Source organism: Mesorhizobium sp. ISC11 (genome assembly GCF_037162595.1).
GTDB lineage: Bacteria > Pseudomonadota > Alphaproteobacteria > Rhizobiales > Rhizobiaceae > Mesorhizobium > Mesorhizobium ciceri.
Genome location: NZ_JAVSPW010000001.1, coordinates 3,960,756 through 3,985,512 on the forward strand (window position 1 = coordinate 3,960,756; position 24,757 = coordinate 3,985,512).

At 63.1% G+C, this 24,757-nt stretch carries 22 protein-coding genes; 13 read left to right on the top strand and 9 right to left on the bottom strand.

The window, feature by feature from the left end:
• Positions 1 to 392 precede the first annotated feature (392 nt).
• Positions 393 to 1,280 (top strand): phosphotransferase family protein, encoded by an 888-nt coding sequence (locus tag RPF88_RS19325; protein WP_063169919.1) that lies wholly within the window; start codon positions 393 to 395, stop codon positions 1,278 to 1,280.
• Entirely contained in the window at positions 1,277 to 3,730 is a 2,454-nt protein-coding gene (locus RPF88_RS19330; protein ID WP_337122955.1) for a GcvT family protein, read from the top strand. Before RPF88_RS19325 ends, RPF88_RS19330 begins: the two co-directional genes overlap by 4 nt.
• 1 nt (position 3,731) lies before the next feature.
• On the opposite strand, the gene RPF88_RS19335 is transcribed toward RPF88_RS19330, so the two are convergent.
• Complete coding sequence (locus RPF88_RS19335; protein ID WP_063170453.1) at positions 3,732 to 4,364, bottom strand: class I SAM-dependent DNA methyltransferase; 633 nt, start codon at positions 4,362 to 4,364, stop codon at positions 3,732 to 3,734.
• A 103-nt stretch (positions 4,365 to 4,467) separates the two neighbouring features.
• Between RPF88_RS19335 and RPF88_RS19340 the strand changes: the two genes are divergently transcribed.
• Positions 4,468 to 5,370 (top strand): phosphotransferase family protein, encoded by a 903-nt coding sequence (locus RPF88_RS19340; RefSeq protein WP_064995773.1) that lies wholly within the window; start codon positions 4,468 to 4,470, stop codon positions 5,368 to 5,370.
• Between the two features lie 7 nt (positions 5,371 to 5,377).
• On the opposite strand, the gene RPF88_RS19345 is transcribed toward RPF88_RS19340, so the two are convergent.
• Positions 5,378 to 6,301, bottom strand: coding sequence for a DMT family transporter (locus tag RPF88_RS19345; protein ID WP_013528034.1), 924 nt, complete (start codon positions 6,299 to 6,301; stop codon positions 5,378 to 5,380).
• Between the two features lie 153 nt (positions 6,302 to 6,454).
• A complete protein-coding gene (locus RPF88_RS19350; RefSeq protein WP_337122958.1) occupies positions 6,455 to 7,756 on the bottom strand; it encodes an amidohydrolase family protein in 1,302 nt (433 codons plus the stop codon).
• Positions 7,757 to 7,925: 169 nt separating this feature from the next.
• Between RPF88_RS19350 and RPF88_RS19355 the strand changes: the two genes are divergently transcribed.
• Positions 7,926 to 9,680, top strand: a complete 1,755-nt coding sequence (locus RPF88_RS19355) for an ABC transporter ATP-binding protein (protein ID WP_063171118.1) — start codon at positions 7,926 to 7,928, stop codon at positions 9,678 to 9,680.
• Positions 9,681 to 9,844: 164 nt separating this feature from the next.
• Here the strand turns inward: RPF88_RS19355 and ilvD are convergent, their stop codons facing one another.
• Positions 9,845 to 11,689 (bottom strand): dihydroxy-acid dehydratase, encoded by a 1,845-nt coding sequence (gene ilvD, locus RPF88_RS19360; protein ID WP_275954130.1) that lies wholly within the window; start codon positions 11,687 to 11,689, stop codon positions 9,845 to 9,847.
• A 253-nt stretch (positions 11,690 to 11,942) separates the two neighbouring features.
• On the opposite strand from ilvD, the gene RPF88_RS19365 reads away from it, so the two are divergent.
• Positions 11,943 to 12,413 carry a VOC family protein gene (locus tag RPF88_RS19365; RefSeq protein WP_337123893.1) on the top strand — a complete coding sequence of 157 codons (471 nt, stop codon included), beginning with the start codon at positions 11,943 to 11,945 and terminating at the stop codon, positions 12,411 to 12,413.
• A gap of 74 nt (positions 12,414 to 12,487) precedes the next feature.
• Here the strand turns inward: RPF88_RS19365 and RPF88_RS19370 are convergent, their stop codons facing one another.
• Complete coding sequence (locus tag RPF88_RS19370) at positions 12,488 to 14,080, bottom strand: peptide chain release factor 3 (RefSeq protein WP_013528039.1); 1,593 nt, start codon at positions 14,078 to 14,080, stop codon at positions 12,488 to 12,490.
• 236 nt (positions 14,081 to 14,316) lie between these two features.
• On the opposite strand from RPF88_RS19370, the gene RPF88_RS19375 reads away from it, so the two are divergent.
• A complete protein-coding gene (locus RPF88_RS19375; RefSeq protein WP_024505785.1) occupies positions 14,317 to 15,390 on the top strand; it encodes an NAD(P)/FAD-dependent oxidoreductase in 1,074 nt (357 codons plus the stop codon).
• A 460-nt stretch (positions 15,391 to 15,850) separates the two neighbouring features.
• On the opposite strand, the gene RPF88_RS19380 is transcribed toward RPF88_RS19375, so the two are convergent.
• Positions 15,851 to 16,651 carry a class II glutamine amidotransferase gene (locus RPF88_RS19380; RefSeq protein WP_027163760.1) on the bottom strand — a complete coding sequence of 267 codons (801 nt, stop codon included), beginning with the start codon at positions 16,649 to 16,651 and terminating at the stop codon, positions 15,851 to 15,853.
• A gap of 15 nt (positions 16,652 to 16,666) precedes the next feature.
• Positions 16,667 to 16,915 (bottom strand): DUF6356 family protein, encoded by a 249-nt coding sequence (locus RPF88_RS19385; protein WP_013528043.1) that lies wholly within the window; start codon positions 16,913 to 16,915, stop codon positions 16,667 to 16,669.
• Between the two features lie 115 nt (positions 16,916 to 17,030).
• Here RPF88_RS19385 and RPF88_RS19390 point away from each other — a divergent pair, with 115 nt between their 5' ends.
• The 6 genes from RPF88_RS19390 (at position 17,031) to RPF88_RS19415 (ending at position 21,634) form a co-directional block, all read left to right on the top strand.
• Entirely contained in the window at positions 17,031 to 17,501 is a 471-nt protein-coding gene (locus RPF88_RS19390) for an Lrp/AsnC family transcriptional regulator (protein WP_027163759.1), read from the top strand.
• Between the two features lie 165 nt (positions 17,502 to 17,666).
• Positions 17,667 to 18,152 carry a dUTP diphosphatase gene (gene dut / locus RPF88_RS19395; protein WP_337122961.1) on the top strand — a complete coding sequence of 162 codons (486 nt, stop codon included), beginning with the start codon at positions 17,667 to 17,669 and terminating at the stop codon, positions 18,150 to 18,152.
• On the top strand, positions 18,152 to 18,814 hold the full coding sequence (locus RPF88_RS19400; protein ID WP_013528046.1) for an HAD family hydrolase: 663 nt from the start codon (positions 18,152 to 18,154) through the stop codon (positions 18,812 to 18,814). The genes dut and RPF88_RS19400 overlap by 1 nt, the downstream gene beginning before the upstream one ends.
• A gap of 69 nt (positions 18,815 to 18,883) precedes the next feature.
• The gene (locus RPF88_RS19405; RefSeq protein ID WP_024505789.1) at positions 18,884 to 19,738 is read left to right on the top strand and encodes a hypothetical protein; all 855 of its coding nucleotides are present in this window, start codon (positions 18,884 to 18,886) and stop codon (positions 19,736 to 19,738) included.
• 80 nt (positions 19,739 to 19,818) lie between these two features.
• The gene (locus RPF88_RS19410) at positions 19,819 to 20,622 is read left to right on the top strand and encodes an isocitrate lyase/PEP mutase family protein (protein WP_024505790.1); all 804 of its coding nucleotides are present in this window, start codon (positions 19,819 to 19,821) and stop codon (positions 20,620 to 20,622) included.
• A gap of 13 nt (positions 20,623 to 20,635) precedes the next feature.
• Complete coding sequence (locus RPF88_RS19415) at positions 20,636 to 21,634, top strand: proline racemase family protein (RefSeq protein ID WP_013528049.1); 999 nt, start codon at positions 20,636 to 20,638, stop codon at positions 21,632 to 21,634.
• A gap of 9 nt (positions 21,635 to 21,643) precedes the next feature.
• Here the strand turns inward: RPF88_RS19415 and RPF88_RS19420 are convergent, their stop codons facing one another.
• Both RPF88_RS19420 and RPF88_RS19425 read right to left on the bottom strand, forming a co-directional pair.
• Entirely contained in the window at positions 21,644 to 22,354 is a 711-nt protein-coding gene (locus RPF88_RS19420; RefSeq protein ID WP_337122965.1) for a sulfate transporter family protein, read from the bottom strand.
• A 90-nt stretch (positions 22,355 to 22,444) separates the two neighbouring features.
• Positions 22,445 to 23,377 (bottom strand): DMT family transporter, encoded by a 933-nt coding sequence (locus tag RPF88_RS19425; RefSeq protein ID WP_050580561.1) that lies wholly within the window; start codon positions 23,375 to 23,377, stop codon positions 22,445 to 22,447.
• A gap of 230 nt (positions 23,378 to 23,607) precedes the next feature.
• On the opposite strand from RPF88_RS19425, the gene RPF88_RS19430 reads away from it, so the two are divergent.
• Positions 23,608 to 24,600 carry an adenosine kinase gene (locus tag RPF88_RS19430; protein ID WP_013528052.1) on the top strand — a complete coding sequence of 331 codons (993 nt, stop codon included), beginning with the start codon at positions 23,608 to 23,610 and terminating at the stop codon, positions 24,598 to 24,600.
• Positions 24,601 to 24,757: the final 157 nt, after the last annotated feature.

The following is a 24,757-nucleotide window of genomic DNA, read 5'->3' on the forward strand; positions in this document are numbered from 1 at the left end:
AACTGATGCTCTTGACCGATTCTAAGGTAATTCAATTGCTTTTAAAGGAACTACCTTATGCTTTCAGGCAAAATACCCAAAAAAAGTCACAGCTTTTCATTGACAAGCGGGAAACCCTGGCGTGAAATCAAAGACATCAACAGGCTTCAGATCTGCGACTGGGGGCAGAGCCGCAACTCAGCGATCAGGCCGTTGGGAACGTGCCTGTACAAGGAATTTTCAGATCCGCGGGGGCGGATGCCGGGCTCAAAAACCTGGCCAAGGGGCTCGTCGGTGCGGTGCGGGATACCGATCCTGGCGTCCCGCACCGACGAGATTATTTACGTTTCTCCCCGCCGTCGTTGCGCTGTTCACGGCGCCTTGTCGAAGCCCAGCAAACCAGGGATGATTCCGTGACCGCCGAAGATCGCATCCGCGCCCTGCCCTGCTGGACCGGTGGCATCGAGATCGCACCGCTGCCCGGCGGTCTGAGCAACGCGAATTATGTGGTCACGGACGCGGCGGGACGACATGTCGTGCGCTTCGGCAAGGACTATCCGTTCCACCATGTCTTTCGCGAGCGCGAGGTGATGACGGCGCGGGCGGCGCATGCCGCCGGTTTCGCGCCGGCCGTCCGCCATGCCGAACCGGGCATCATGGTGACGGAGTTTCTCGGCGCCAAGACCTATCTCGCCGAGGACGTACGCGCCAATCTTGGCCGCGTCGCAGCCCTGATGCGCGCCTTTCACCGGGAGATGCCCACTCACGTCTCCGGCGCCGGCTTCATGTTCTGGGTGTTCCATGTCATTCGCGACTATGCGCGCACGCTTGAAGAAGGCGGCAGCCGCAAGCGCAGCGACCTGCCGCGCCTGCTGACGCTGGCCGACGAACTGGAGCGCGCGCAGAAACTGCTGCCGATCGTCTTTGGCCACAATGATCTGTTGCCGGCCAACATTCTCGACGACGGCAACAGGCTGTGGCTGATCGACTTCGAATATGCCGGCTTCAACACGGCGATGTTCGACCTCGCAGGCGCCGCCTCCAACGCCGGCATGAGCGACGAGGAATCCTTCGCCTTCCTGACCGCCTATTTCATGAAGGAACCGGACGAAGCGATCCGCCGTTCGCACGCGGCCATGCAATGCGCCTCGCTGCTGCGCGAGGCGATGTGGAGCATGGTGTCCGAGCTCTATCTCGACGCGCCCGGTATCGACTACGTCGCCTACACCGAGGAAAACCTCGCCCGGCTCGACACGGCGCTGGAAAACTACAGAACGAAGTACGGGATGCAGAAATCATGACATTGCCGACCCAGGCCGCCATCGTCGTCATCGGCGGTGGAATCATCGGCTGTTCGACGGCTTATCATCTGGCGCGCGACCACAAGGCCGATGTCGTTCTGCTCGAACAAGGCAAGCTGACCTCGGGCTCGACCTGGCATGCCGCCGGCCTTGTCGGCCAGTTGCGCTCGTCGGCTTCGATCACCCGCGTGCTGAAATACTCCGTCGACCTCTACAAGGGCCTCGAGGCCGAGACCGGCCTTGCCACCGGCTGGAAGATGACCGGCTGCCTCAGGCTCGCCACCAATGCCGACCGCTGGACCGAGTACAAAAGGCTGGCGACGACGGCGAAAAGCTTCGGCATGGACATGCAATTGCTATCACCGGCGGAAGTCAAGGCAATGTGGCCGCTCATGGAAACCGGCGATCTTGTCGGCGCCTCCTGGCTGCCGACCGATGGCCAGGGGAGCCCCTCCGACATCACGCAGTCGCTGGCCAAGGGCGCGCGCATGCATGGCGCCAAACTGTTCGAGGATGTCCGCGTCATCGGCTTCGAAATGAAGGACGGCCGCATCACGGCGGTGACGACCAACAAGGGCGACATTGCTTGTGACAAGGTGGTCAACTGCGCCGGCCAGTGGGCGCGGCAGGTCGGCGCCATGGCCGGCATCAACGTCCCGCTGCAGCCGGTGAAGCACCAGTACATCATCACCGAGAAGATCGACGGACTGGCGACCGACGCGCCGACCATCCGCGATCCGGACCGGCGCACCTATTTCAAGGAAGAGGTCGGCGGGCTGGTGATGGGCGGCTATGAGCCGAACCCGCAGGCCTGGGCTACTGGTCTCCCCGGCGGCGACGTCCCCAATGATTGGGAATTCAGGCTGTTCGACGATGATTACGACCATTTCGAGCAGCACATGAGCCAAGCGATCGCGCGCGTGCCGGCACTGGAAACCGTCGGCGTCAAGCAGATGATCAACGGGCCGGAGAGTTTTACGCCGGACGGCAATTTCATTCTCGGCACAGCGCCCGAATGCGCCAACATGTTTGTCGGCGCCGGCTTCAACGCCTTCGGCATCGCCTCGGGCGGCGGCGCCGGCTGGGTGCTGGCGCAGTGGGTGGTCGATGGCGAAGCACCGCTCGACCTGTGGGTGGTCGACATCAGGCGCTTTGCTAATTTGCACCGTGACCGTCAGTGGGTCTGCGACCGCACGCTGGAGGCCTATGGCAAACACTATACGATCGGCTTTCCGCATGAGGAGTATGCCAGCGGGAGGCCGCGCATCGTCTCGCCGCTCTACGACAGGCTGAAACAGCAAAATGCCGTGTTCGGCTCGAAGCTCGGCTGGGAACGGCCTAACTGGTTCGCGCCCGAAGGCGTCGAGCCGCAGGACATCTATTCGATGGGCCGGCAGAACTGGTTTGTGGCGGTCGGCGACGAACACCGGCATGTGCGCGAAAAAGTCGGCATCTTCGATCAATCCTCCTTCGCCAAATACGAGCTGAGCGGGCCCGATGCGCTGAAGGCGCTGGACTGGGTCTGCGCCAACGACGTCAGCAAGCCGGTCGGCCGGCTGACCTACACGCAGCTTCTCAACACACGCGGCGGCATCGAGGCCGATCTGACGGTGGCGCGGCTGGCCGAAGAGAAGTTCTACATCGTCACCGGCACAGGCTTCCGCACGCATGATTCCTCGTGGATCGGCGATCATATCGGCGAAGGGCTCGATGCCAGGCTTGTCGATGTCACCGAGGATTTCGGCACGCTGTCGCTGATGGGTCCTCGGGCGCGCGACGTGCTTTCGGCCGTGACCGAAGCCGACGTCTCAAACGTGAGCTTCCCGTTCGGCCATGTGCGTGAGATTGCCATCGCCGGCCACACAATTCGGGCGCTGCGCGTCACCTATGTCGGCGAGTTGGGCTGGGAACTGCACGTGCCCCTCGCGGCCACCGGCGAAGTCTTCGACGCGCTGATGGCGGCAGGCAAAAAGCACGACATCCGCCCGATCGGCTATCGGGCACTGGAATCGCTGCGGCTGGAAAAGGGCTATCGTGCCTGGGGCTCCGACATCACGCCCAACGACACGCCGCAGGAAGCCGGGCTCGGCTGGGCGGTCAAGCTGCGCAAGAACACGGATTTCATCGGACGGCGCGCGCTGGAGAAGACCAGCGGCACGGCAATGAAGAAACGCTTTGCCGGCTTCACGGTCGACGACCCCGAGATCGTGCTGCTCGGCCGCGAAACCATCCTGCGCAATGGCGAGCCTGTCGGTTATCTCACCAGCGGCGGTTATGGCTATACGCTGGGCAAGACCATCGGCTACGGCTACGTGCGCAACGCCGACGGGGTCAGCGACGATTTTCTCGCCTCGGGCGACTACGAACTGGTGGTTGCGATGGAGAGGACGCCGGCCAAGATCCACCTCGAGCCGATGTACGACCCGGCAGGCGCGAGGGTCAAAGCGTAGGTCAGGTCACGCGCAGTGCGAGGCCGCGGCTGGGCACGGTGTCGGCTTCGCCGGGCATCGAGACATAAGGGCGCGTTTCCTCGACGCGGGTGACGAGGCCCTGCGCCTCGAGCTCAGCGACGCGCGTGGCGAAGCCTTGATCCCACAGCGAGTTCTTGACCGTCAGCACGATGATGCCGCCCGGCCGGCATATGCGGATCAGTTCGTCCAGCCCCTCGACGCCGACATGACCTGATGTGAAGACGCCGGCCGAGATCACTCCGGCATAGGCATCATCGGCAAAGGGCAGATGACCGCCCAGCGCCAGGCAATGGAGCGCGGAATAGACACCCTTGCGGGCTGCCTGATCCAGCATGCCTTGTGAAATATCGAGTGCCTCGACTTGCGGGTAACCAGCAATATCAAGCCATTCGCCGATGAGACCGGTGCCGGCCCCGGCATCGAGCAGCGGTGCTGAACCGCGCGGCAGATGGCGGGTCAGCAGCGCAAGGCAGATCGTCGGATGGCGATAGCCGGCGGCCGACATGTCGGCGTCGTAGGTCTGCGACCAACGATCATAAAGTGCGGCGACCTCTTCGGGCCGCTTTGCCGCGTAGGCCGCGCCAAGCGCACCCTGATGTTTGTTGTCCGCCACTTTGATCCAGTCCGCCAATTTTTGATCTCGCAGTGATGATAGCCAAAGCGCGAAAATTGTGGAACCGTTGCCGCGACAAATAACAGTGTGTGGGGGCGCAGGCATGATTACAGACGAGGCGCGCGCGGCACTGGACGCCATTCCCATGCTGGCCGGCTACAGCGGGCCGCTGGAACGGCTGGGCGGCCTCACCAATCTCGTCTTCAAGGCCGGCGACTTCTGCCTGCGCATTCCCGGCAAGGGCACCGAGGAATACATCAACCGGGCCAACGAAGCGGTGGCTGCACGCGAAGCTGCAAAAGCAGGGGTCAGTCCCGAGGTGCTGCATGTCGATGCCGGCACCGGGTTGATGGTGACACGCTACATCGCCGGCGCCGAAACCATGTCGGAGGAGAAATTCAAGGTTCGGCCGGGCAGTCCAGCCCGCGCCGGCGAGGCCTTTCGCAAGCTGCACAATTCAGGCGCGGTGTTTCCCTTCCGCTTCGAGCTGTTTGCGATGATCGACGACTATCTCAAGGTGCTGTCCACCAAGGAGATCGCCCTGCCCGCCGGCTATCATGACGTGGTGCGCGACGCCGAGAGCGTGCGGTCGGCGCTGGCCGCCCATCCGCTGCCTCTCGTCGCCTGTCATTGCGATCCGCTGTGCGAAAACTTCCTCGACACCGGCGAGCGGATGTGGATCGTCGACTGGGAATATTCGGGCATGAACGACCCGCTCTGGGACCTTGGCGACCTCTCCGTGGAAGGTAAATTCGATCTGGCGCAAGACGAAGAGATGATGCGCGCCTATTTCGGCGGCGAGGCGAGGCCGGCGCAGCGCGGCCGCATCGTCATCTACAAGGCGATGTGCGACCTGTTGTGGACGCTGTGGGGGCTGATCCAGCTCGCCAACAACAACCCGGTCGATGATTTTCGCGCCTATGCCGACGGGCGGTTCGCGCGCTGCAAGGCGCTGATGGAGACGTCCGAGTTTTCACGGCATCTGGCGGCGATCCGCCGGGGGTGAGCCTGGACTAATTCACGCCCTTCGGAACGTTTTCGGGCGGCACCGTGGTCTCGACCACTTTCTGGCGATGGAAGATGAACAGACCGGCGAGAACGACGATGCCCGAGCCGATCAGGATGCGCGGGCCTGGAACGTCGCCGAAGAACACCAGTCCGAACACCACCGCCCACAGCAGCAGCGTGTAATGCAGCGGCGCCAGCGTCGAGGCCGGCGCCAGCTTGAGCGCCCTGGTGATCATCAGATGGGCGCCGCAGGAGACGATGCCGAGCAGCAGCATGGCGCCGAGATCGAGCGCCGACGGCGTCTGCCAGGCGCCGATGCTCAGCACGCCGCCGACCAGCAGTGTGCCGATGGTCTGCCATGTCACCAGATTGGTGTCGCTGGTGCCACGCAGCCGGCGGTTGAGGATGATGGCGAAGGCGAAGGAGATACTGCCCACCAGCGCAAAGCCTGATGACAGCGAGAACGCCGCCGACGAGGGTTTCAGCATGATCAGCACACCGCAGAAGCCGAGCAGGATCGCCATCCAGCGGCGCCAGCCGACCTTTTCGCCAAGCAAGAGGTGCGAGAGTGCCGCGACGTAGATCGGCCCCGCCATGTAGAAACTCATCACATCGGCCAGCGGCAGATAGACCACGGCGGCATAGAAGAGCGCGGTGTCGAGCGTGGTCATCACCACCCGCAGCAGCTGCAGCTCCAGGCGTTCCATGCGAAACAGCTTGGCCGGGCCCTGGTTGGCGATCATCGGGCCGAGCACGAAGAAGGCGCCGATGGAGCGGATCAGCACCACCTGGCCGACGGAGAAGCTGGCGACCAGCCATTTGCCCATGGCGTCGTTCAGCGCAAACAGGAAATCGCCGGCCAGCATCAGCAGAATGCCGGCCAAAAGCACATTCCTGATCGTCGAATTCTGCGCCACGGGCTGCGTCATGCCGATCCCGATTCCTCCCCCTTGTAAGCCCGCGTCGTAGACGGAAGCAGCGGCTTTGACGAGGAGAATTCGGGCGATGGGTAAGACCAGCGCCGGGAATCGGCTGTATCTAGAGCATGATGCCGAAAAGTGTGAAGCGGTTTTCGGACGACATCATGCTCTATCTCTTTGATTGGAGCTGGATATGTGCCGCCGGTTCACCATTCCCGGCCTTCCGCCGATGGACAGCCTGGTTTCCTGCTTCGTCCGCTCCGCCACCACCTTGCCCCTGGCAATGACGCACAGGCGCTCGGCGCGCAGCCGCAGGGCCTCGACCGGATTGCCGGCATCGAGGACGACAAGGCTGGCGCGCTTGCCGACCGCCAGGCCGAGATGATCGAGGCCCATGATCGCGGCATTGACGTTGGTGACCATGTCGAAGCAGCGCGCCATCTCGGCCGGGCTCGACATCTGAGCGACGTGCAGACCCATGAAGGCGACGTCGAGCATGTCGGCTGTGCCCAGCGAATACCAGGGATCGAGCACGCAATCCTGGCCCCAGCCGACGCGAATGCCGAGCGCCAGCATTTCCTTGACCCGGGTCAGGCCGCGGCGCTTCGGGAAGGTGTCGTGGCGGCCCTGCAGCATGATGTTGATCAGCGGATTGGGAATGACCGAGACGCCGGCCTCGGCGATCAGCGGCAGCAGCTTCGAGACGTAGTAATTGTCCATCGAATGCATCGAGGTGAGGTGCGAACCGGCGACCTTGCCCTGCAGACCAAGACGCTGCGTTTCATAGGCCAACTGCTCGATATGGCGCGACAGCGGATCATCGGTCTCGTCGCAATGCAGGTCGACCATCAGGCCGCGGCTGGCCGCGATCTCGCACAGCTCCGTTACCGAGCGCGTGCCGTCGGCCATGGTGCGCTCGAAATGCGGGATGCCGCCGACGATGTCGACGCCCATGTCGAGCGCGCGGATGGTGTTTTCACGCGCCGATGGAGAGCGATAAAACCCGTCCTGCGGGAAGGCGACCAATTGCAGATCGATGTAGGGAGCGACCGTCTTCTTGACCTCGAGCAGCGCCTCGACCGCCAGCAGGCGGTCATCGCAGACATCGACATGGGTGCGGATGGCGAGCAGGCCCATCGACACCGCCCAGTCGCAATAGGCCAGCGCGCGATCACGCACCGCCTCATGCGTCAAAAGCGGCTTCAACTCGCCCCACAGCGAAATGCCTTCGAGCAGCGTACCCGACGCGTTGATGCGCGGAATGCCGTAGGAGAGCGTCGCGTCCATGTGGAAATGCGGATCGACGAAGGGCGGCGAGACCAGATTGCCATGGGCGTCGACCTTCGTCCGCGCGGAACCCTGGAGAACGGGCTCGATCGCCGCGATCGTCTCACCGTTGATGCCGATGTCGGCAACCCTGCCATCAGGCAGTGTGCCGCCGCGAACGATAAGGTCGAAATCCATCCGTCGTCATCCCGTTAAAAGAATCATCTGATATAGCCGAGGCTGAAAATCGCATCCCGTCGATGCCGCTTGCAACAGCGATTTGTCCGCGGCGGCCGCGGATGGTTTCATCCGGCCGCAACTCCCTCTATAAGCCGCCTTCGTTGTCCCGGTTTCAAGGATCCGCCGTTTGTTTCGTTTCTTCCGCTCGACGGAAAACCAGCGCCTCGTCGCGAGGTTGATCCGGGAATCCTTTTATCAGCACAGGTTTGGCTACGGCGCCGCGATCTTGTCGATGCTTGTGGTGGCCGCCACGACCGGCGCCAGCGCCTGGATTCTCAAAGAGATCACCGACGAATTCGTAGTTTTCAAGCGGATTGACCGGGTCAACCTGATTGCGGGCGGGGTCGCCACGATCTTCATCCTCAAGGGCCTCGCCAACTTCATTCAGGCCTATTTCATGAGCCGTGTCGGCAACGCCATCATCGCCGACCGCCAGCGCAAGATCTACGACCGCATCCTGGCGCAAGGCATCGAATTCTACCATTCGACCTCGTCGTCCGACCTGATCACACGCATGACCAACAATGCGCAGGCGGCACGCAACGTGCTCGACCTCGTTGTCACGTCCTATGTGCGCGATCTGTTGTCGCTGGTCGTCCTGGTAGGAGTCATGGTCTGGCAGCAGCCAGCCTTGTCTATAATCTGCTTCGTCGTCGGCCCCTTGGCTATCTACGGGGTCAACCGCATCCTGAAACGTGTTCGCAAGTTCGCCGCGATGGAGTTTCGCTCGGTCGGCCAGATCGTGCAGGTGATGCAGGAAACGGCAATCGGCGTGCGCGTCGTCAAATCCTTCAACCTCGAAGGCGCGATGCGCAACCGCATGTACAAGGCCGTGTCGGACGTCGAGAACCGGGCCAATAACATCGCGACGCTGGAGGCTGCGACAAGCCCGGTGATGGAGACGCTGGCCGGGCTGGCTATTGCCGGGGCCATCTTCGTCAGCGGCTTCCTGGTCTTGCAGGGCGGCCAGATGCCGGGAAACATCATGGCCTTCATCGGGGCACTCCTGTTTGCCTATGAGCCGGCAAAGCGCCTTGCGCGCGTGCGCATATCGCTGGAAAGCGGCATTGTCGGCGTGCGCATGATGTTCGATCTCGCCGACCAGCCACTCACTCTGGTCGAGAAGCCGGACGCGAAGCCGCTTCTGGCCGGACCGGGCGAGATCCGGTTCGACACCGTCGACTTCGCTTATCAGAAAGGGCCGCCGGTGCTGGACAGGTTCGATCTGACGCTTGCGCCCGGCAAGATGACGGCGCTGGTCGGGCCTTCCGGCGGCGGCAAGTCGACGATTCTAAACCTGATCATGCGCATGTATGATCCGCAGAGCGGCAGGGTGCTGTTCGACGGTCAGGATATTTCCCATGCGACGCTCGCATCGCTGCGGGAAAAGATCGCCTATGTCAGCCAGGATACGTTCCTGTTTGCCGGCACCATCATGCACAACATCCGGCTTGGGCGCGAGGGTGCGACCGACGATGAGGTGATCGCCGCCGCCAAGGCGGCCAACGCGCATGACTTCATCAGCGCGCAGGCGAAAGGCTACGAGACGGATGTCGGCGAGAATGGCGGCTTACTGTCGGGCGGCCAGCGCCAACGGATCTCGATCGCACGCGCCATGTTACGCAATGCGGAGATCCTGCTGCTGGACGAAGCGACCAGCGCGCTCGACGCCGAATCGGAAGCGCTGTTCCGCGACGCGCTGCAGCAATTGACGGAAGGCCGCACGACGATCGTCATCGCGCACCGTCTGTCGACCGTGCACCAGGCCGACACAATCGTGGTGCTCGAAGCCGGCAAGGTGGTGGAAAGCGGCCCGCACAAGGCCTTGCTCAAGCAGGGCGGGCTTTACCAGAAGCTCTATGAGTATCAGTTGATGCCGTAGCACTTCTCTTCCCTTCCCCCACTTGTGGGGGAAGGTGGATCGGCGCGCGGCGCCGAGACGGATGAGGGGTGTTCCAGCGGAGTGAGACATCGGTGTTCTCTGGAACACCCCTCATCCGTCGCCTGCGGCGACACCTTCTCCCACAGGGGGAGAAGGAAGAAACCTCACTCCGGCACAAACCTCACCGCGCCCTTGGCCGCGCTGGTGGCCATGGCGGCATAGGCGCGCAAGGCGGTCGTCACCTTGCGCTTGCGCTTTTCCTCCGGCTTCCAGGCCATGGCGCCCTTGGCTTCCATCGCCGCCCGTCGCGCAGCGAGTTCCGCCTCATCGACAGCCAGGCGGATGCTGCGGTTCGGGATGTCGATCTCGATCGTATCGCCCTCCTGCACCAGTCCGATCAAACCGCCTTCGGCAGCTTCCGGCGACGCATGGCCGATCGACAGACCCGAGGTGCCGCCGGAGAAGCGGCCGTCAGTAACCAGAGCGCAGGCCTTGCCGAGGCCCTTCGACTTCAGATAGCTGGTCGGATAGAGCATCTCCTGCATGCCGGGGCCGCCGCGCGGTCCTTCATAGCGGATGACGACGACATCGCCGGCCTTGATCTCATTGGACAGGATCGCCTTGACGCTCGAATCCTGGCTTTCGAACACGCGGGCCGGGCCGGTGAATTTCAGGATCGATTCATCGACGCCCGCCGTCTTCACGATGCAGCCGTCGAGCGCCAGATTGCCCTTCAGCACGGCAAGGCCGCCATCCTTGGAAAAGGGATGTTCGGTCGAGCGGATAACGCCTTTCTCGCGGTCGAGATCGAGCTCGTCCCAGCGGCGCTCCTGGCTGAAGGCGACCTGCGTCGGCACGCCGCCAGGGGCGGCGAGGAAGAAATCGCGCACGCTCTGGCTGGTCGTGCGGGAAATGTCCCAATGGTCGAGCGCCTCGCCCAGGGTTGACGTATGCACCGTCGGCAGGTCGCGGTTGAGCAGGCCGGCATTGTCGAGCTGGCCGAGGATCGCCATGATGCCGCCGGCGCGGTGGACGTCTTCCATGTGGACGTCGGACTTGGCGGGCGCAACCTTGCACAGCACCGGCACCTTGCGCGACAGCGCGTCGATGTCGTCCTGATCGAAATCGATCTCGCCCTCATGCGCGGCAGCCAGGATATGCAACACGGTGTTGGTCGAACCGCCCATGGCGATGTCGAGCGTCATGGCGTTCTCGAAAGCGCCCTTCGAGGCGATGTTGCGCGGCAGTGCGGTTTCGTCGTCCTGTTCGTAATAGCGCTGGGCGAGATCGACGATCAGGTGGCCGGCCTCGACGAACAGACGCTTGCGGTCGGCATGCGTCGCCAATGTCGAGCCGTTGCCGGGCAGCGACAGGCCAAGCGCCTCGGTCAAACAATTCATCGAATTGGCGGTGAACATGCCCGAGCAGGAGCCGCAGGTCGGGCAGGCCGAGCGCTCGATGACCTTGACGTCCTCATCGGAGATCTTGTCGTCGGCGGCCGCGACCATGGCATCGACCAGGTCGAGCGCCTGCGTCTTGCCGGCGAGCACCACCTTGCCGGCTTCCATTGGACCGCCGGAGACGAAGACGGTCGGGATGTTGAGGCGCAACGAGGCCATCAGCATGCCGGGCGTGATCTTGTCGCAATTGGAGATGCAGACCATGGCGTCGGCGCAATGTGCGTTGACCATGTATTCGACGGAATCGGCGATCAGCTCGCGCGACGGGAGCGAATAGAGCATGCCGTCATGGCCCATGGCGATGCCGTCATCGACGGCGATGGTGTTGAATTCCTTGGCAACGCCGCCGGCCTTTTCGATCTCGCGCGCGACCAATTGGCCGAGATCCTTCAGATGGACATGGCCCGGCACGAACTGGGTGAAGGAGTTGACCACCGCAATGATCGGCTTGCCGAAATCCGAGTCCTTCATGCCGGTGGCGCGCCAGAGGCCGCGAGCGCCGGCCATGTTGCGGCCATGGGTGGTGGTGCGGGAACGATAGGCAGGCATGTTTTTTCCTTGGTGGCTGGCCGCAGCCCAGGGGTTGGCGCGGCGGAGCTGAATTCGGACCGCAGGCGTTATAGACGCGCAAGTATGGTCTGGCCACAATTTTGCAATGCGCCAGATTCTCTCAAAAAAATGCGTGGCACTGTCGGATGGCGCGCTGCATGTCCGTCCTTGGGCAGACGGCAAGGAGATGGCACCATGTTCGGAGTCAGCCGTTTCACAGGAACAGCGACCGAAACAGCACGAGGAGCACGACATGCAAAAGATCACCACCTGCCTGTGGTTCGACGGCCAGGCCGAAGAGGCCATGAACTTCTACGTCTCCATCTTTAAGAATTCCAAGGTGCTGAGCGTGATGCGTTGGCCCGAAGGCCACGCCGATGCAGGCAAGGTGTTGGTGACCACGTTCGAACTCGACGGCGTGCAGTTCCAGGCGCTCAATGGTGGACCGCAGTTCAAGCACAGCGAAGCGATGTCGCAGTCGATCGACTGCAAGACGCAGGAAGAGGTGGATTACTTCTGGGACAAATTCATCGAAGGTGGCGGCCAACCATCGCAATGCAGCTGGCTGAAGGATAAATTCGGCGTCTCCTGGCAGGTTGTGCCGGAGCAGCTGCCGCGCCTGCTCCTGGATCCGGACCGGGCCAAGGCCGGCCGCGTGATGTCGGCGATGATGCAGATGAGCAAGATCGACATCGCCAAGATCGAGGAAGCTGCCAGAGGATAGTCGAGGGTCGCGCCGCCCCTCATCCGCCCTTCGGGCACCTTCTCCCCGTGAACGGGAGAAGGAAAAAGCGCGACTTACGCCGCTCTGTCGCGGACCTGATAGTCCTTGATCGTGGCAAACTTGATCGCCTTCCAGCGCTCCGCTTCGTAGTTCAGCGAGAAGGCGTGCTGGGCGAGGAACACCGGATCATTGTCGAGGTCGCGGGCGATGTCGCCGCGATGCGCCTCGATGAAACGCAGGACCTCGGCCTTGTCGTCGGCCGAGATCCAGCGGCACACGGAAAAGCGCGACATCTCGAATTCGACCGGCAGGGTGTATTCGAAGTTCAGCCGTTCCTTCAGGACGTCGAGTTGCAGCGCGCCGACGACACCGACGATGGCCGGTGAGCCGTCCTCGGGCGAAAACAGCTGCACGACGCCCTCCTCTGCCATCTGGTGCAGCGCTTCCTTCAGCTTTTTGGCCTTCATCGCGTCGCCGAGGCGGACACGGCGCAGGATTTCCGGGGCGAAATTCGGAACGCCGCGGAACAGGATTTCCTCGCCCTCGGTCAGCGTATCGCCAATACGCAGCGTGCCGTGGTTGGGAATGCCGACGACGTCGCCGGCAAAGGCCTCGTCGGCGGTGACGCGTGTGCGGGCAAAGAAGAACTGCGGCGCCGACAGCGACATCGGTTTTCCCGTGCGTACCAGCTTGGCCTTCATGCCGCGCTCGAGCTTGCCCGAACAGACGCGGACGAAGGCTATGCGGTCGCGGTGGTTGGGATCCATGTTGGCCTGGATCTTGAAGACGAAGGACGTCATCTTCTCTTCGGTCGCCTCGACCTTGCGGGTGTCGGCCTCTTGAGCACGCGGCGGCGGTCCAAAAGCGCCGAGCGCCTCGATCAGGTCGCGCACGCCATAATTGCGCAGCGCCGAGCCGAAATAGACCGGCGTCAGGTGACCCTCGCGGAAGGCTTCTATATCAAGGGGTCTGCACGCTTCCCGCGCCAGCTCCAGCTCCTCGATGAAGGCCTCGCGCTCGTTCTCCGGCAAAAGGCCGGCGACGCGGTTGGAATCGGGACCGTTGACCGGCGTGCGCTCCTTCTCGTCGTCGCCCCTGCGCACGGCGTTCAGCGCCAGATGGTAGGTGCCGGAAAAATTCTTGCCCCGGCCGATCGGCCAGGTGATCGGCGCCGTATCCAGCGCCAGCTTCTGCTCGATCTCATCCAGAATCTCGAACGGATCGCGGCTTTCGCGATCCATCTTGTTGACGAAGGTGATGATCGGGATGTCGCGTAGCCGGCAGACTTCGAAAAGCTTCAGCGTGCGCGGCTCGATACCCTTGGCGGCATCGATGACCATGACGGCCGAGTCGACCGCCGATAGCGTGCGATAGGTGTCGTCTGCGAAATCCTCGTGGCCGGGCGTGTCGAGCAGGTTGAAGACATTGTCCTCATACTCGAAGGTCATCACCGAAGTGACGACTGAAATGCCGCGCTCACGCTCGATCTTCATCCAGTCCGACCGCGTCTGGATCTTGTCCTTCTTGGCCTTGACCTCGCCGGCAAGCTGGATGGCGCCGCCGAACAGCAGCAGCTTTTCGGTGAGCGTGGTCTTGCCGGCGTCCGGGTGCGCGATGATCGCGAAGGTGCGGCGGCGCGCCACTTCTTCTTCTATTGCTTCGGGCATTCTCTGGGATTTCCGTGTGACAGGCCGGGCTTCTAGCAGCGCAGTGCGGGCCTGTCGACCGGTCCGGCGGCTCGGACTCTGCTGATCGCCGCCTCACCATCCGAGCATACAGCTCAGCCGTGCTGTGGCTCCGGCCAGTGCATTGCCGCATATTTTGCGCTGCGCGATGTTGGCAAGCGGCTGCCGAGGTGGCACTGGATGAACATCCCTCGGGATGACGAGGCAGAGGAGCAAGCATGACTGCGGCGAAACAAGTGATCGTCATCGGCGCCGGCATCATCGGCGCCTCCATCGCGTGGCATCTGAGCAGAGCGGGTGCGCAAGTGACGGTGATTGCCGACAGTGCTGCCGGAGGGGTGGCGACGCCGAACTCGTTCGCCTGGATCAATGCCAGCTGGGGCAATCCGGAGCCGTATTTCCGGCTGCGCACCCGCGCGATGGCAGAGTGGACGCGGCTGGCGCGGGACCTTCCCGGCCTACCGCTGAGCTGGTGCGGCGGCCTGTGCTGGGATTTGCCGGTGGCCGACATGGAAGCCTACGCCACGGAACATTCCGCCTGGGGCTATGGTATCAGCCAAGTCGACCGCGCCGGTGCTGCGCGCATCGAGCCCAATCTCACCGAGCTTCCGGATTTTGCCCTGTATGTGGCTGAGGAAGGCGTCGCCGAACCGGTGACTGCCACGCGCGCGCTGTTGGCGGACGCGGAGCGACATGGCGCGAAGATCATCTCCAGCACGGTGACGGCCCTGGTCCAGACCGGCGGCAGGATCACCGGTGTCGACACATCGCATGGATTGATTGCATCAGACGAGGTGGTGATCGCGGCTGGCGTCGGCTCGCCGGAGATCGCCGCGACCGCCGGGATCAACCTGCCGATCGAAACGCCGCCCGGCCTGATCGTCCATTCGCGGCCCACCGAAAAGCGGCTCAACGGGCTGGTGCTGGCCGAGCGGCTGCACATGCGCCAGACAGCGGAAGGTCGCATCATCGCCGGCTCGGATTTTGGCGGCGCCGACCCGGGCATGGATGCCGAAGCCACCGCCCACGCGCTGTTTGCGGCCATGAAAGCCATGCTGCGCGACAGCGACGGGTTGGAACTCGATTTCCACACGGTCGGCTACCGGCCGACGCCGATCGATGGCTTTCCAATCGTCGGCCGCGCTGAGGGCATGGACGGTGTCTATGTCGCCGTCATGCATTCCGGCATCACGCTGGCGCCGGCCGTCGGCCTGTTCGCCACAAGGGAAATTCTCGACGGCGAGCGCGACCCCTTACTTGCCCCTTATGGATTGTCGCGCTTCGCTCAATAGGCAGGCGGACGGCGAAAGCCGCCGGTGAGTGGTTCGATTACCCTGGCGCTGCCGAGCAGTCGTGACTCCGACCAGCGTTTGCCGACCAGTTGCGGGCCGATCGGCAGGCCGGTGCTGTCCTGTCCTCAGGGGATGGAAATGGCTGGATGGCCGCTGTGGTTGAAGACAGCGCCATAGGCCGGCAGCATCCACGGCATACTTCAAGTGGAGTGGAGCATTCGAGGGTTGGCCGCGTTTGATTGAAATTGTGCCGATAGTCTTTGATGTCGGCACTCTACGGCGCCCCCCTCTGGCCTGCCGGCCATCTCTCCCACGAGTGGGGAGATCGGCAGGTTTGGCTCGTTCCAGCAACCTTGGCGATTGGCGAAGGCCACGCAAATAGCCAATCTCCCCACTTTGTGGGGGGAGATGTCCGGCAGGCCAGAGGGGCGCTGTCCCGCGACGTTGCCGCAGTTTGCAGCTACCCCACCAGCGCGAACTTCGCCGCCGCCGGAGCAAACGGGCGAATTCTGATGTCATCGCCGCTGATCGTGACAAAACTCGCCGGCGGGATCGCCTGCCAGTCGCCGCCCTCGCGGTCGAACGGTTCGGACACGATGCAGCGGCCGCCGCCCTTGCGCAGGACAGACGTGTAGAGCGTCGGCGCGTGAGCGTCGGTGGCGTAGCGCACCGCGTGCAGCGCCTGGCCATCCGAGAAGGCGGCGGTGAGCTTCAGCGCCGGTTCGAGGCCGGCGCGGCGCGAGGCTTCGAGCACGCGGCTGGTGGCGCGGGAGACGGCGCCTTGCGGATCGCCGGTCAATCCCTCATCGATCATCAGCAGGAAGAACAGTTCGGAATCGGTGGTGCCTTCGCGCTGGTCGAAGACGGCGTCGGACAGCGAGTTCTCCAGCGCGCGGCGGATTTTCTCGAAGCCGCCGATCTGGCCGTTGTGCATGAACGACCAGCTGCCGGAGATGAATGGATGGCAGTTCATGCGGCTGGTGGCGCCGCCGGTCGACGCCCGCACATGGGCGAGGAACAGGCCGGATTTGATCTGTCGGCACAGGCTTTTCAGATTGGGATCGGACCAGGCCGGCAGGATATCGCGATAGAGACCCGGCTCCGGGCGGTCGCCATACCAGGCTAGGCCGAAGCCGTCGCCATTGGTCGGCGATTTCGCTTCCTGAGCACAATGGCTCTGGGCGATCAGCGAGTGACAGGGCGCCGTGAGGATGTCTTCGAGAAAGACCGCTTCACCCAGATAGGCCGCCCACCGGCACATCGTTTCTGTCGCCCTCTAGGCGCGATCCATAAGAGCCGCAGGCTCCTTGGTCGCGTGCGTGCCTCTGTTGTGCGTCCGCTCGTAAAGCTCGCGAACGATTCGGCTGGCGGTAGTTTCAAACAGAAATGGCAAGAAAGCATGAACGAGCGCGGCGCCCGCCGCCATCAACAGGCGCGACGAAAACCAGGCGGCAAAGCCCATGTGGCTGAAATAGGTTTCGCCGACCTTGGCCGGATGAGAGGTGAAAATCCTTGCGACCGACATGCTGGTTCCCCTTCAGCGCTTGAAGTTCCTGATATGAGTATCCTGACATGCTTCGCCGGTTCATCGGTCTCAAAATGTCCTTGTATTTCGGTGATCCATGGGACAAATATCCCACATGGCGCTGGAAATTGACGAAATCGACCGGAAATTGCTCGCCGAGTTGCAACGCGACGGCACGCTGTCGGTCGACCAGTTGTCGGAACGGGTGGCGCTGTCGCGCAATGCCTGCTGGCGCCGGGTGAAGCGGCTGGAGGAGGCCGGTGTCATCACCGGCAGGGTGGCGCTGGTCGATGCCGAAAAGCTCGGGCTTGGCCTTTCCGTCTTCATCCTGATCCGCACGTCCAACCACGATCCGGAGTGGCTGCAGAGATTCCGGGCGGCAGTGACCGGCTTTCCCGAGATCATCGGCGTCTACCGCATGTCCGGCGACCTCGACTACGTTCTGCGCGCCCGCGTCGCCGACGTGAAGGCCTATGACCGGCTCTACCAGCGGCTGATCGCCAAGGTGGCGCTGTCTGATGTTTCCGCCTCTTTCGTGATGGAGGAGATCAAGGAGACGACGGTGGTTCCGATGGAATTGCGCTAAGGTATGTCGATATTCAGGTGATGCCGGCCTGCAAACGACGGGTTTCGACTCGGCCTGACCTGAATCTCAACACACCTCAGGCCATACTGATGCCTGAAAGAAAGCCGTTGATAGGCTTGCGGGCGAGTTGACCGAATCGCCGTTCGCGCCGATAGGATCGATTTTATGCGCGCAGCCCTTCAAACTCCCTCCGTCATCGGTCCGACCGTCGGCTTCGTCAGGTTGCCGCATGCTGAAGGACTTCCCCTTCCTGCTTATGAAAGCACCGGTGCTGCCGGCATGGATCTGCGCGCCGCGGTGCCCGACGACAGGCCGCTGCTGATCCTGCCCGGAAAACGCGCTCTGGTGCCGACCGGGATGATCCTGGAAATTCCCGAAGGCATGGAAGGCCAGGTGCGGCCGCGCTCAGGCCTTGCCTTCAAACATGGGCTGACCGTCCTCAACACGCCCGGCACCATCGACAGCGACTATCGCGGCGAGGTCAAGGTGCTGCTGGTCAATCTCGGCGACGAGGACTTTGCCGTGACGCGCGGCATGCGCATCGCCCAGATCGTTTTTGCCGCGGTGACGCAAGCCGCCGTGGAAGAGCGCAACCTGGCCGGCGGCACGGCGCGCGGCGCGGGCGGGTTCGGATCGACCGGCACCGCCTGATGCCTGAACTGCCTAAACTTGTCATCTTCGACTGCGACGGGATCCTGGTCGATACGGAGAACCTGGCCAATCGGCGCCTTGCCGAATGGCTGACCGCTGCCGGCTATCCGACAAGCTTCGAATATTGCCGCAAGAATTTCTCCGGCCGCAGCATGGCGTCGGTGCAGAAAGAGATCGAAGAAGAGACCAGCGTCAGGCTTGGCGCCGATTTTGTCGATCGCTGGAACGCCGGCCTGCCAGACCTGTTCGCCCACGGCGTCGAAGCAATCCCTTATGTCCGCGAATTCGTCGAGGCCGTGCGGTCAGCCGGGATCGCCTATTGCGTCGCCACCTCGGCCCGGGTGTCGAAGATGCACATCACACTTGGCCAGACCGGGCTGTTGCCGCTGTTCGAACACGCGATGTTTTCCTCGACGATGGTCGCGCGCGGCAAGCCGTTTCCGGACCTGTTCCTGCATGCTGCGAAAACCGTGGGCTTTGCACCTGCCGACTGCATCGTCATCGAGGACAGCGTCGCTGGCACGCAGGCCGGCATCGCGGCCGGCATGCGGGTGTTTTCCTATCACGCCGATCCCTATTCCGACCGCGACGGCCTTATCCAGGCCGGCGGCATCCTGTTCGACGACATGCGCGAACTGGCCGGGCTGGTGCCGATCCACTGAGCTGGCTGACGGACTGGACGGGTTGGGAGGCTGTGCTACGTTCCGCGCGCCCGACAGCCTGAGGCGACCATGCCGACGAACCTGCTTCGCTTCATCCTCGCCGTGATGCTGCTGCCATTGCTGTGGACCGCAGCCGGCGCGCAAGACGCCAGCCTTCCGGAGCTCGGCAGCCCACTGCCCGGCCAAAAAGACATCACCTATCTCGACCTCGCCAGGATGATCATTCCAGACCTCGCCGCCGACAAGAATGGCTTTTACAGGGGCGGGCTGCCGATCGCGATGCGCCATATCGAGGGACCCGACAGCGGCGGCTCGCCGCCCGAAACCTCAGGCTTTTCCAATGCCTCCGTGCTTGCCATCAAGGCGGGAGGCAAGGACCGCCTGACCATGCTGTTCGATCTCGGCGATTCCTCAGACAGCGCAGAAGGCTATGCGGTGCTAGCGCTCTACGACATTACGGGCAAACCAAGGCTGCTCGACGCCGCCAATGTCGCCCTCGACCGCAGCACCTATTTCCGCGAACCCGGCAAGCTCGGCATCGGCGCCAATGATGATATCCTCATGATCGAGAGTTCGCATTCCAATTCAAACCAGAACTATATGATCGTCCCGCTGATTATGGTCGCCAGGGACAAGTTGAAGCTGATCGACATCATCTATTTGTTCGACGAGCACGTGTGTGCCTATAGCCGGACGCAGGACGTTGCCTTTAAAGCCATCGCAGAGGGCCGACGCCATGCGGCGATCAAGGTAACGGTGACCGATGCCACCGTCGTGAACGACGAAAGCTGCGATGACCAGCCGCCCAAACCTGAATCTCACGACATCTCCGTCACCTATCATTGGGACAAGACAACGTCGCACTATGCCAAGGATTCCGACGCGCTGGACAAATTGGCAGGAGAGAACGCCAAACGCTTCTGAACCAACCGCATTCGTTTGCCCGGCCAGATGGAGCAGGATAAAATCCGTTCGGCCACACCGCATATGATGGGGGAACTACCATGGACAAGGGCAAGATCTTTCGCGACCTGCATGCCTCGACCTTCGTCGTGCCCAATCCCTGGGATATCGGCACGACCAAGCTGCTCGGCTCGTTCGGCTTCACGGCGCTGGCGACGACCAGCGCCGGCTTTGCCTTTTCGCGCGGCCTGCCGGACGGCGCGGTGACCTTCGACCAGATGATCCACCATTGCCGCGAAGTGACCGCGGCGACCAGCCTGCCGGTCTCGGCCGACCTCGAGAAAGGCAAGGGCGACAGCGCCGAGCAGGCCGCCGAAACCATCTTCGCGGCGGAAGCTGCCGGCCTTGCCGGCTGCTCGATCGAAGACCACACCGGCGATCCGGACAAGCCGATCTATGATTTTGCGCACGCCGTCGAACGCGTTGCGGCGGCCGTGGAAGCGGCGCGGGCCCTGAAACGCGATTTCGTCTTCACTGCGCGGGCCGAGAATTTCCTCTGGGGCAAGTCCGACCTCGACGACACGATCAAGCGGCTGCAGGCGTTCGAGAAGGCCGGCGCCGACGTACTCTATGCGCCAGGCATCGGCAACGTCGAGATGATCCGCACGCTCTGCTCTGCCGTCAGCAAGCCGGTCAATGTCATGGCGGTACCGGGTTTTACCATCGCCGATCTCGCCATGGCCGGCGTCAAGCGTATCTCGCTCGGGCCGTGGCTGACCAATTTCGCCTACGGCATGCTGGAAACGGCGGCACGCGAAATCCAGCAAGACGGCACCTTCGGCTTCACCCGCGCCGCCATGCCGTTCAGCAAATTGCAGGCCCTCTTCGGCAAATCTTCGGATTAATGGGGCCCGTCGCATGACGCTGACCGTGATCGACATGCATACTGGCGGCGAGCCGCTAAGGATCGTCACCGGCGGCTATCCCGGTATCCCCAAGGGCACGATCCTGGAAAAGCGCGCCTATGTGCGCGACCATCTCGATCATCTCAGGAAAATCCTGATGTTCGAGCCACGCGGCCATTACGACATGTATGGCGCCTTGCTGGTCGAGCCGGACCTGCCCGGCGCCGACCTCGCCGTGCTGTTCATGCACAATGAGGGCTATTCGACGATGTGCGGCCACGCCATCGTCGCGCTCGGCCGCTACGCCATCGATGAAGGGCTGGTGGCGAAACAGGAACCAGTCACGACAGTCAATATCGAGGCGCCGTGCGGGCTGGTCGTCGCCTCGGTCGAGGTCAGGGACGGCAAGGCCGGTGCGGTTTCGTTCGAAAGCGTGCCGGCCTTCCTGTTCGCCGGTGGACAGGCGATCGAATTGGCGGGCCACGGCACGATTGGCTTCGACGTCGCCTATGGCGGCGCCTTCTACGCGCTGGCCGATTGTCACCAATTCGGGCTCGAATTCGGCAGAAGCCGGATGCGCGATTTCGTCGATGCGGCAACGGGGCTGACGGACAGGCTCAAGGCTGAATTTCCGCTGTCGCATCCCGACCACGGCGACCTTGCCTTCCTATACGGTACCATCCTGACCGATGGCCGCGACACATTTTCCGGCGAGGTGACCAAAAACATCTGCGTCTTCGCCGAAGCCGAGGTCGACCGCTCGCCAACCGGTTCCGGCGTCACCGCAAGGCTGGCGGCCATGCATGCCAAGGGCGAGATCGCGATCGGACAGACGCGCACATTCGAGAGCATCGCAGGCTCGCGTTTTTCCGGAGCCGTGGCGCGGACGGCGAAGGCTGGACGGCATGAGGCGATCATCGCCCGCGTCGGCGGCCGCGCCTATTATTCCGGGCGGGCCGAATTCATCGTCGAGGCCGATGACGAGCTCGGACGCGGATTTCTGTTGCGCTGAAGAAAATGCCTAGCCGCGTGAGGGGCGAGCCACTTCCCGCACCGAGATCGCCTTGTGCAGATGCACCATCATGGCGGCGGCGAACAGCGGCGTCAGCAGGTTGAGCAACGGCACGGCGAGGAAAGCGGCGATGAGCAGCCCGGCGAGAAACACTGTGCCGGCATAGTGCCTGCGCAAGGCCCTGGCCTCGTCTTCGCCGCGAAAGCGCATGGCGGCGAATTCGAAGAACTCGCGCCCGAGCAGATAGCCGTTGACGATGAAGAAGGCGGCTATGTTGACGCCCGGCACCAAGAGAAGCAGCAGCGCGACGATGTTGCCAAGAATGACGACACCGAGGAATCGCGCCGACAGCACCAGCGAGCGCAGCGCCGGCATGGCGCGGCCGGTCGGATCGCCGGGGTAGTCGGTGCGCTCGACCACTTCGGCGATATCGTCGAGGAACAGGCCGGCGACAACAGCCGTCACCGGCGCGATGAGCAACGCCATGCCGAAGGCAAGCGCTATTGCCGCGATGATGCCGCCGAGCCACCCGGCCCAGGACGGCATGCCGGGCAACAGCGTCTCCAGCCACGGCAGCGCCAGCCACTCGACGAGGCTCGTCAGGCCGAACCACAGAGCCACCAGTGCCAGCACGGTCAAGCCCAGCGTCTTGACGAACACGGCCCGGAAGGGAGGCGAAATCAGCTCGAGGGCCGCAGCGCGGGCAGCGTCGAAAATCACCTTGTCACACCCCCGGTTAGCGGACGCCGCCTAAAAGGCGGATGCTTCCGAGATAGGCAGCGCAGGCCATGAGCACAAGCGGGCTGGCGTTTACCGCGCAAATGCCGGCTTTCGAACCGGGATGGTCATGGCAGCGACCCCGGCCACGACAAAACCCATGCCCAGCCATGCCGTCGAACCAAGACTTTCGCCGAGGAAGAGAGCGCCGATGCCGACGCCGATCGGCACGCGCAGATAGGCCTGCGAGGTGGTGCCGACCGAACCCAGCGTGTGGATGAGGCGGAAATAGATAACGAAGGCCAGCGCGGTGGAAAAGACCGACAGGCCGAGCAGGGCCAGGATCGACGCGGTCGATGGCGCCAGCGTCCACGGCTGGTCGAACACCAGACTGAGCGGCACGAGGATGACGGCGCCGCACAGCATGGAACCGGCGGCCGGTAGCATTGGGTCGAGGCCCTTGAAACCGCGGCCGAAAATGGCGGCCCCGGCATAGCAGACCGTCGCAGCGACGATTGCCAATTGCGCCCACAATTCATGACCGAGGCCACCCAGCGCCTGCGTGCCGATAATAAGGCAGATGCCGGCAATGCCGGCGCCCACACCGATCAGTTTGCGCAAGGTGACCGGCTCGTGGCGGGTGATGAGCGCGGTCAAGAGGAAGGTGAAGATCGGTGAGGTCGCGTTGAGGATGGTGGCGAGGCCGGCATCGACCGAGCGTTCGGCCGCGGCGATCAGGGTGAACGGAATAACGCTGTTGAGGCAGGCCTGGAAGGCGAAGCGGCGCCAGCTTGCAGCGTCGCCCGGCAAGGCGAGCCCGCGCCAGCGGATGATGGCCAACAGGATGCCGCCAGCGATCAGGGTGCGGGCGGCAATGAAGGTGACCGGCGGGATGGTTTCGACGCCGATCTTGATGAAGGTGTAGGAGGCGCCCCAGAGCACTGCCAGCACGACGAGCAGTACCAGGTCGGTGGTCAGATCGTTTTTTGCAGGCTCGTTCTTCGTCGACATGCTTTTTGTAGACATTGGGGGCTGGCTCGCCTTCGAAGCGGGATCGTCTGATCCAGGCTTATAGGCGGTGCGGCGATGAAATGCTTCGGCCACGGTCGAATTGTCATAGCGCCTCGTGGCTGATGCGCCTTTGCCTGTTCCGCCAAAGTTGCGTGTCACGCCCTAGGCAAACCGGTTTCAAATCGCTAGACCCGCGCCGGGCCGGCGTGGCAAGAAGCCGGCTCGGGTTTTTGGCGGAGATTTTGATGCCGGATTATGACGTGCTTTGCATCGGCAATGCCATTGTCGACATCATCGCCCAGTGCGACGAGGAATTCCTCGAGACCAACGGCATCATCAAGGGCGCGATGAACCTCATCGACACACAACGCGCCGAACTGCTCTACAGCCGCATGGGCCCGGCGATCGAGGCGTCCGGCGGCAGCGCCGGCAACACGGCGGCCGGCGTCGCCAGCTTCGGCGGCCGCGCCGCCTTCTTCGGCAAGGTCTCCAACGATGCGCTGGGCGAAATCTACGCGCACGACATCCATGCACAGGGCGTCGCCTTCGACACCACGCCGCTCAAGGGCGAGCCGCCGACGGCGCGGTCGATGATCTTCGTCACCCCTGACGGCGAGCGTTCGATGAACACCTATCTCGGCGCCTGCGTCGAGCTTGGGCCGGAGGATGTCGAGGCCGACAAGGCTTCTGGCGCCAAGGTCACCTATTTCGAAGGCTATCTGTGGGACCCGCCGCGCGCCAAGGAGGCAATCCGCCAGACGGCGAAGCTGGCGCACGCGGCAGGCCGCGAAGTGTCGATGACGCTGTCGGATTCGTTCTGCGTCGACCGCTACCGCGACGAATTCCTCGAGCTGATGCGTTCGGGCACGGTCGACATCGTCTTTGCCAACAGCCACGAGATCAAATCGCTCTACCAGACATCCTCGTTCGACGAGGCGCTGGCGCAGATCCGCAAGGATTGCCGGATCGCCGCCGTGACCCGCTCGGAAAAAGGCTCCGTGATCGTGCGCGGCGACGAGACGGTGGTGATCAAGGCGACCGCCATCAAGGAACTGGTCGACACGACGGGCGCCGGCGATCTCTATGCCGCCGGCTTCCTGCATGGCTACACGCAAGGCCGCGACCTGCAAACCTGCGGCGACCTTGGCTCACTGGCGGCCGGATTGGTGATCCAGCAGATCGGCCCCAGGCCCCGGCAGAATCTGCGCCGCGAGGCTGAGCAGGCGGGATTGCTTTAACAACCGTCAAGCTGCCGCCCCTCACCGTCGCGCAGTTGTCATACATCGCACCTACACGCAATCTGGGCGTCCCGCGACTGACATTTCGGTGCGCCCTCAGTCAGTTGGGGTGTCAAGAAATGCTGGACAGCATGCTGTCGGGCGGCCGGACCGGTTG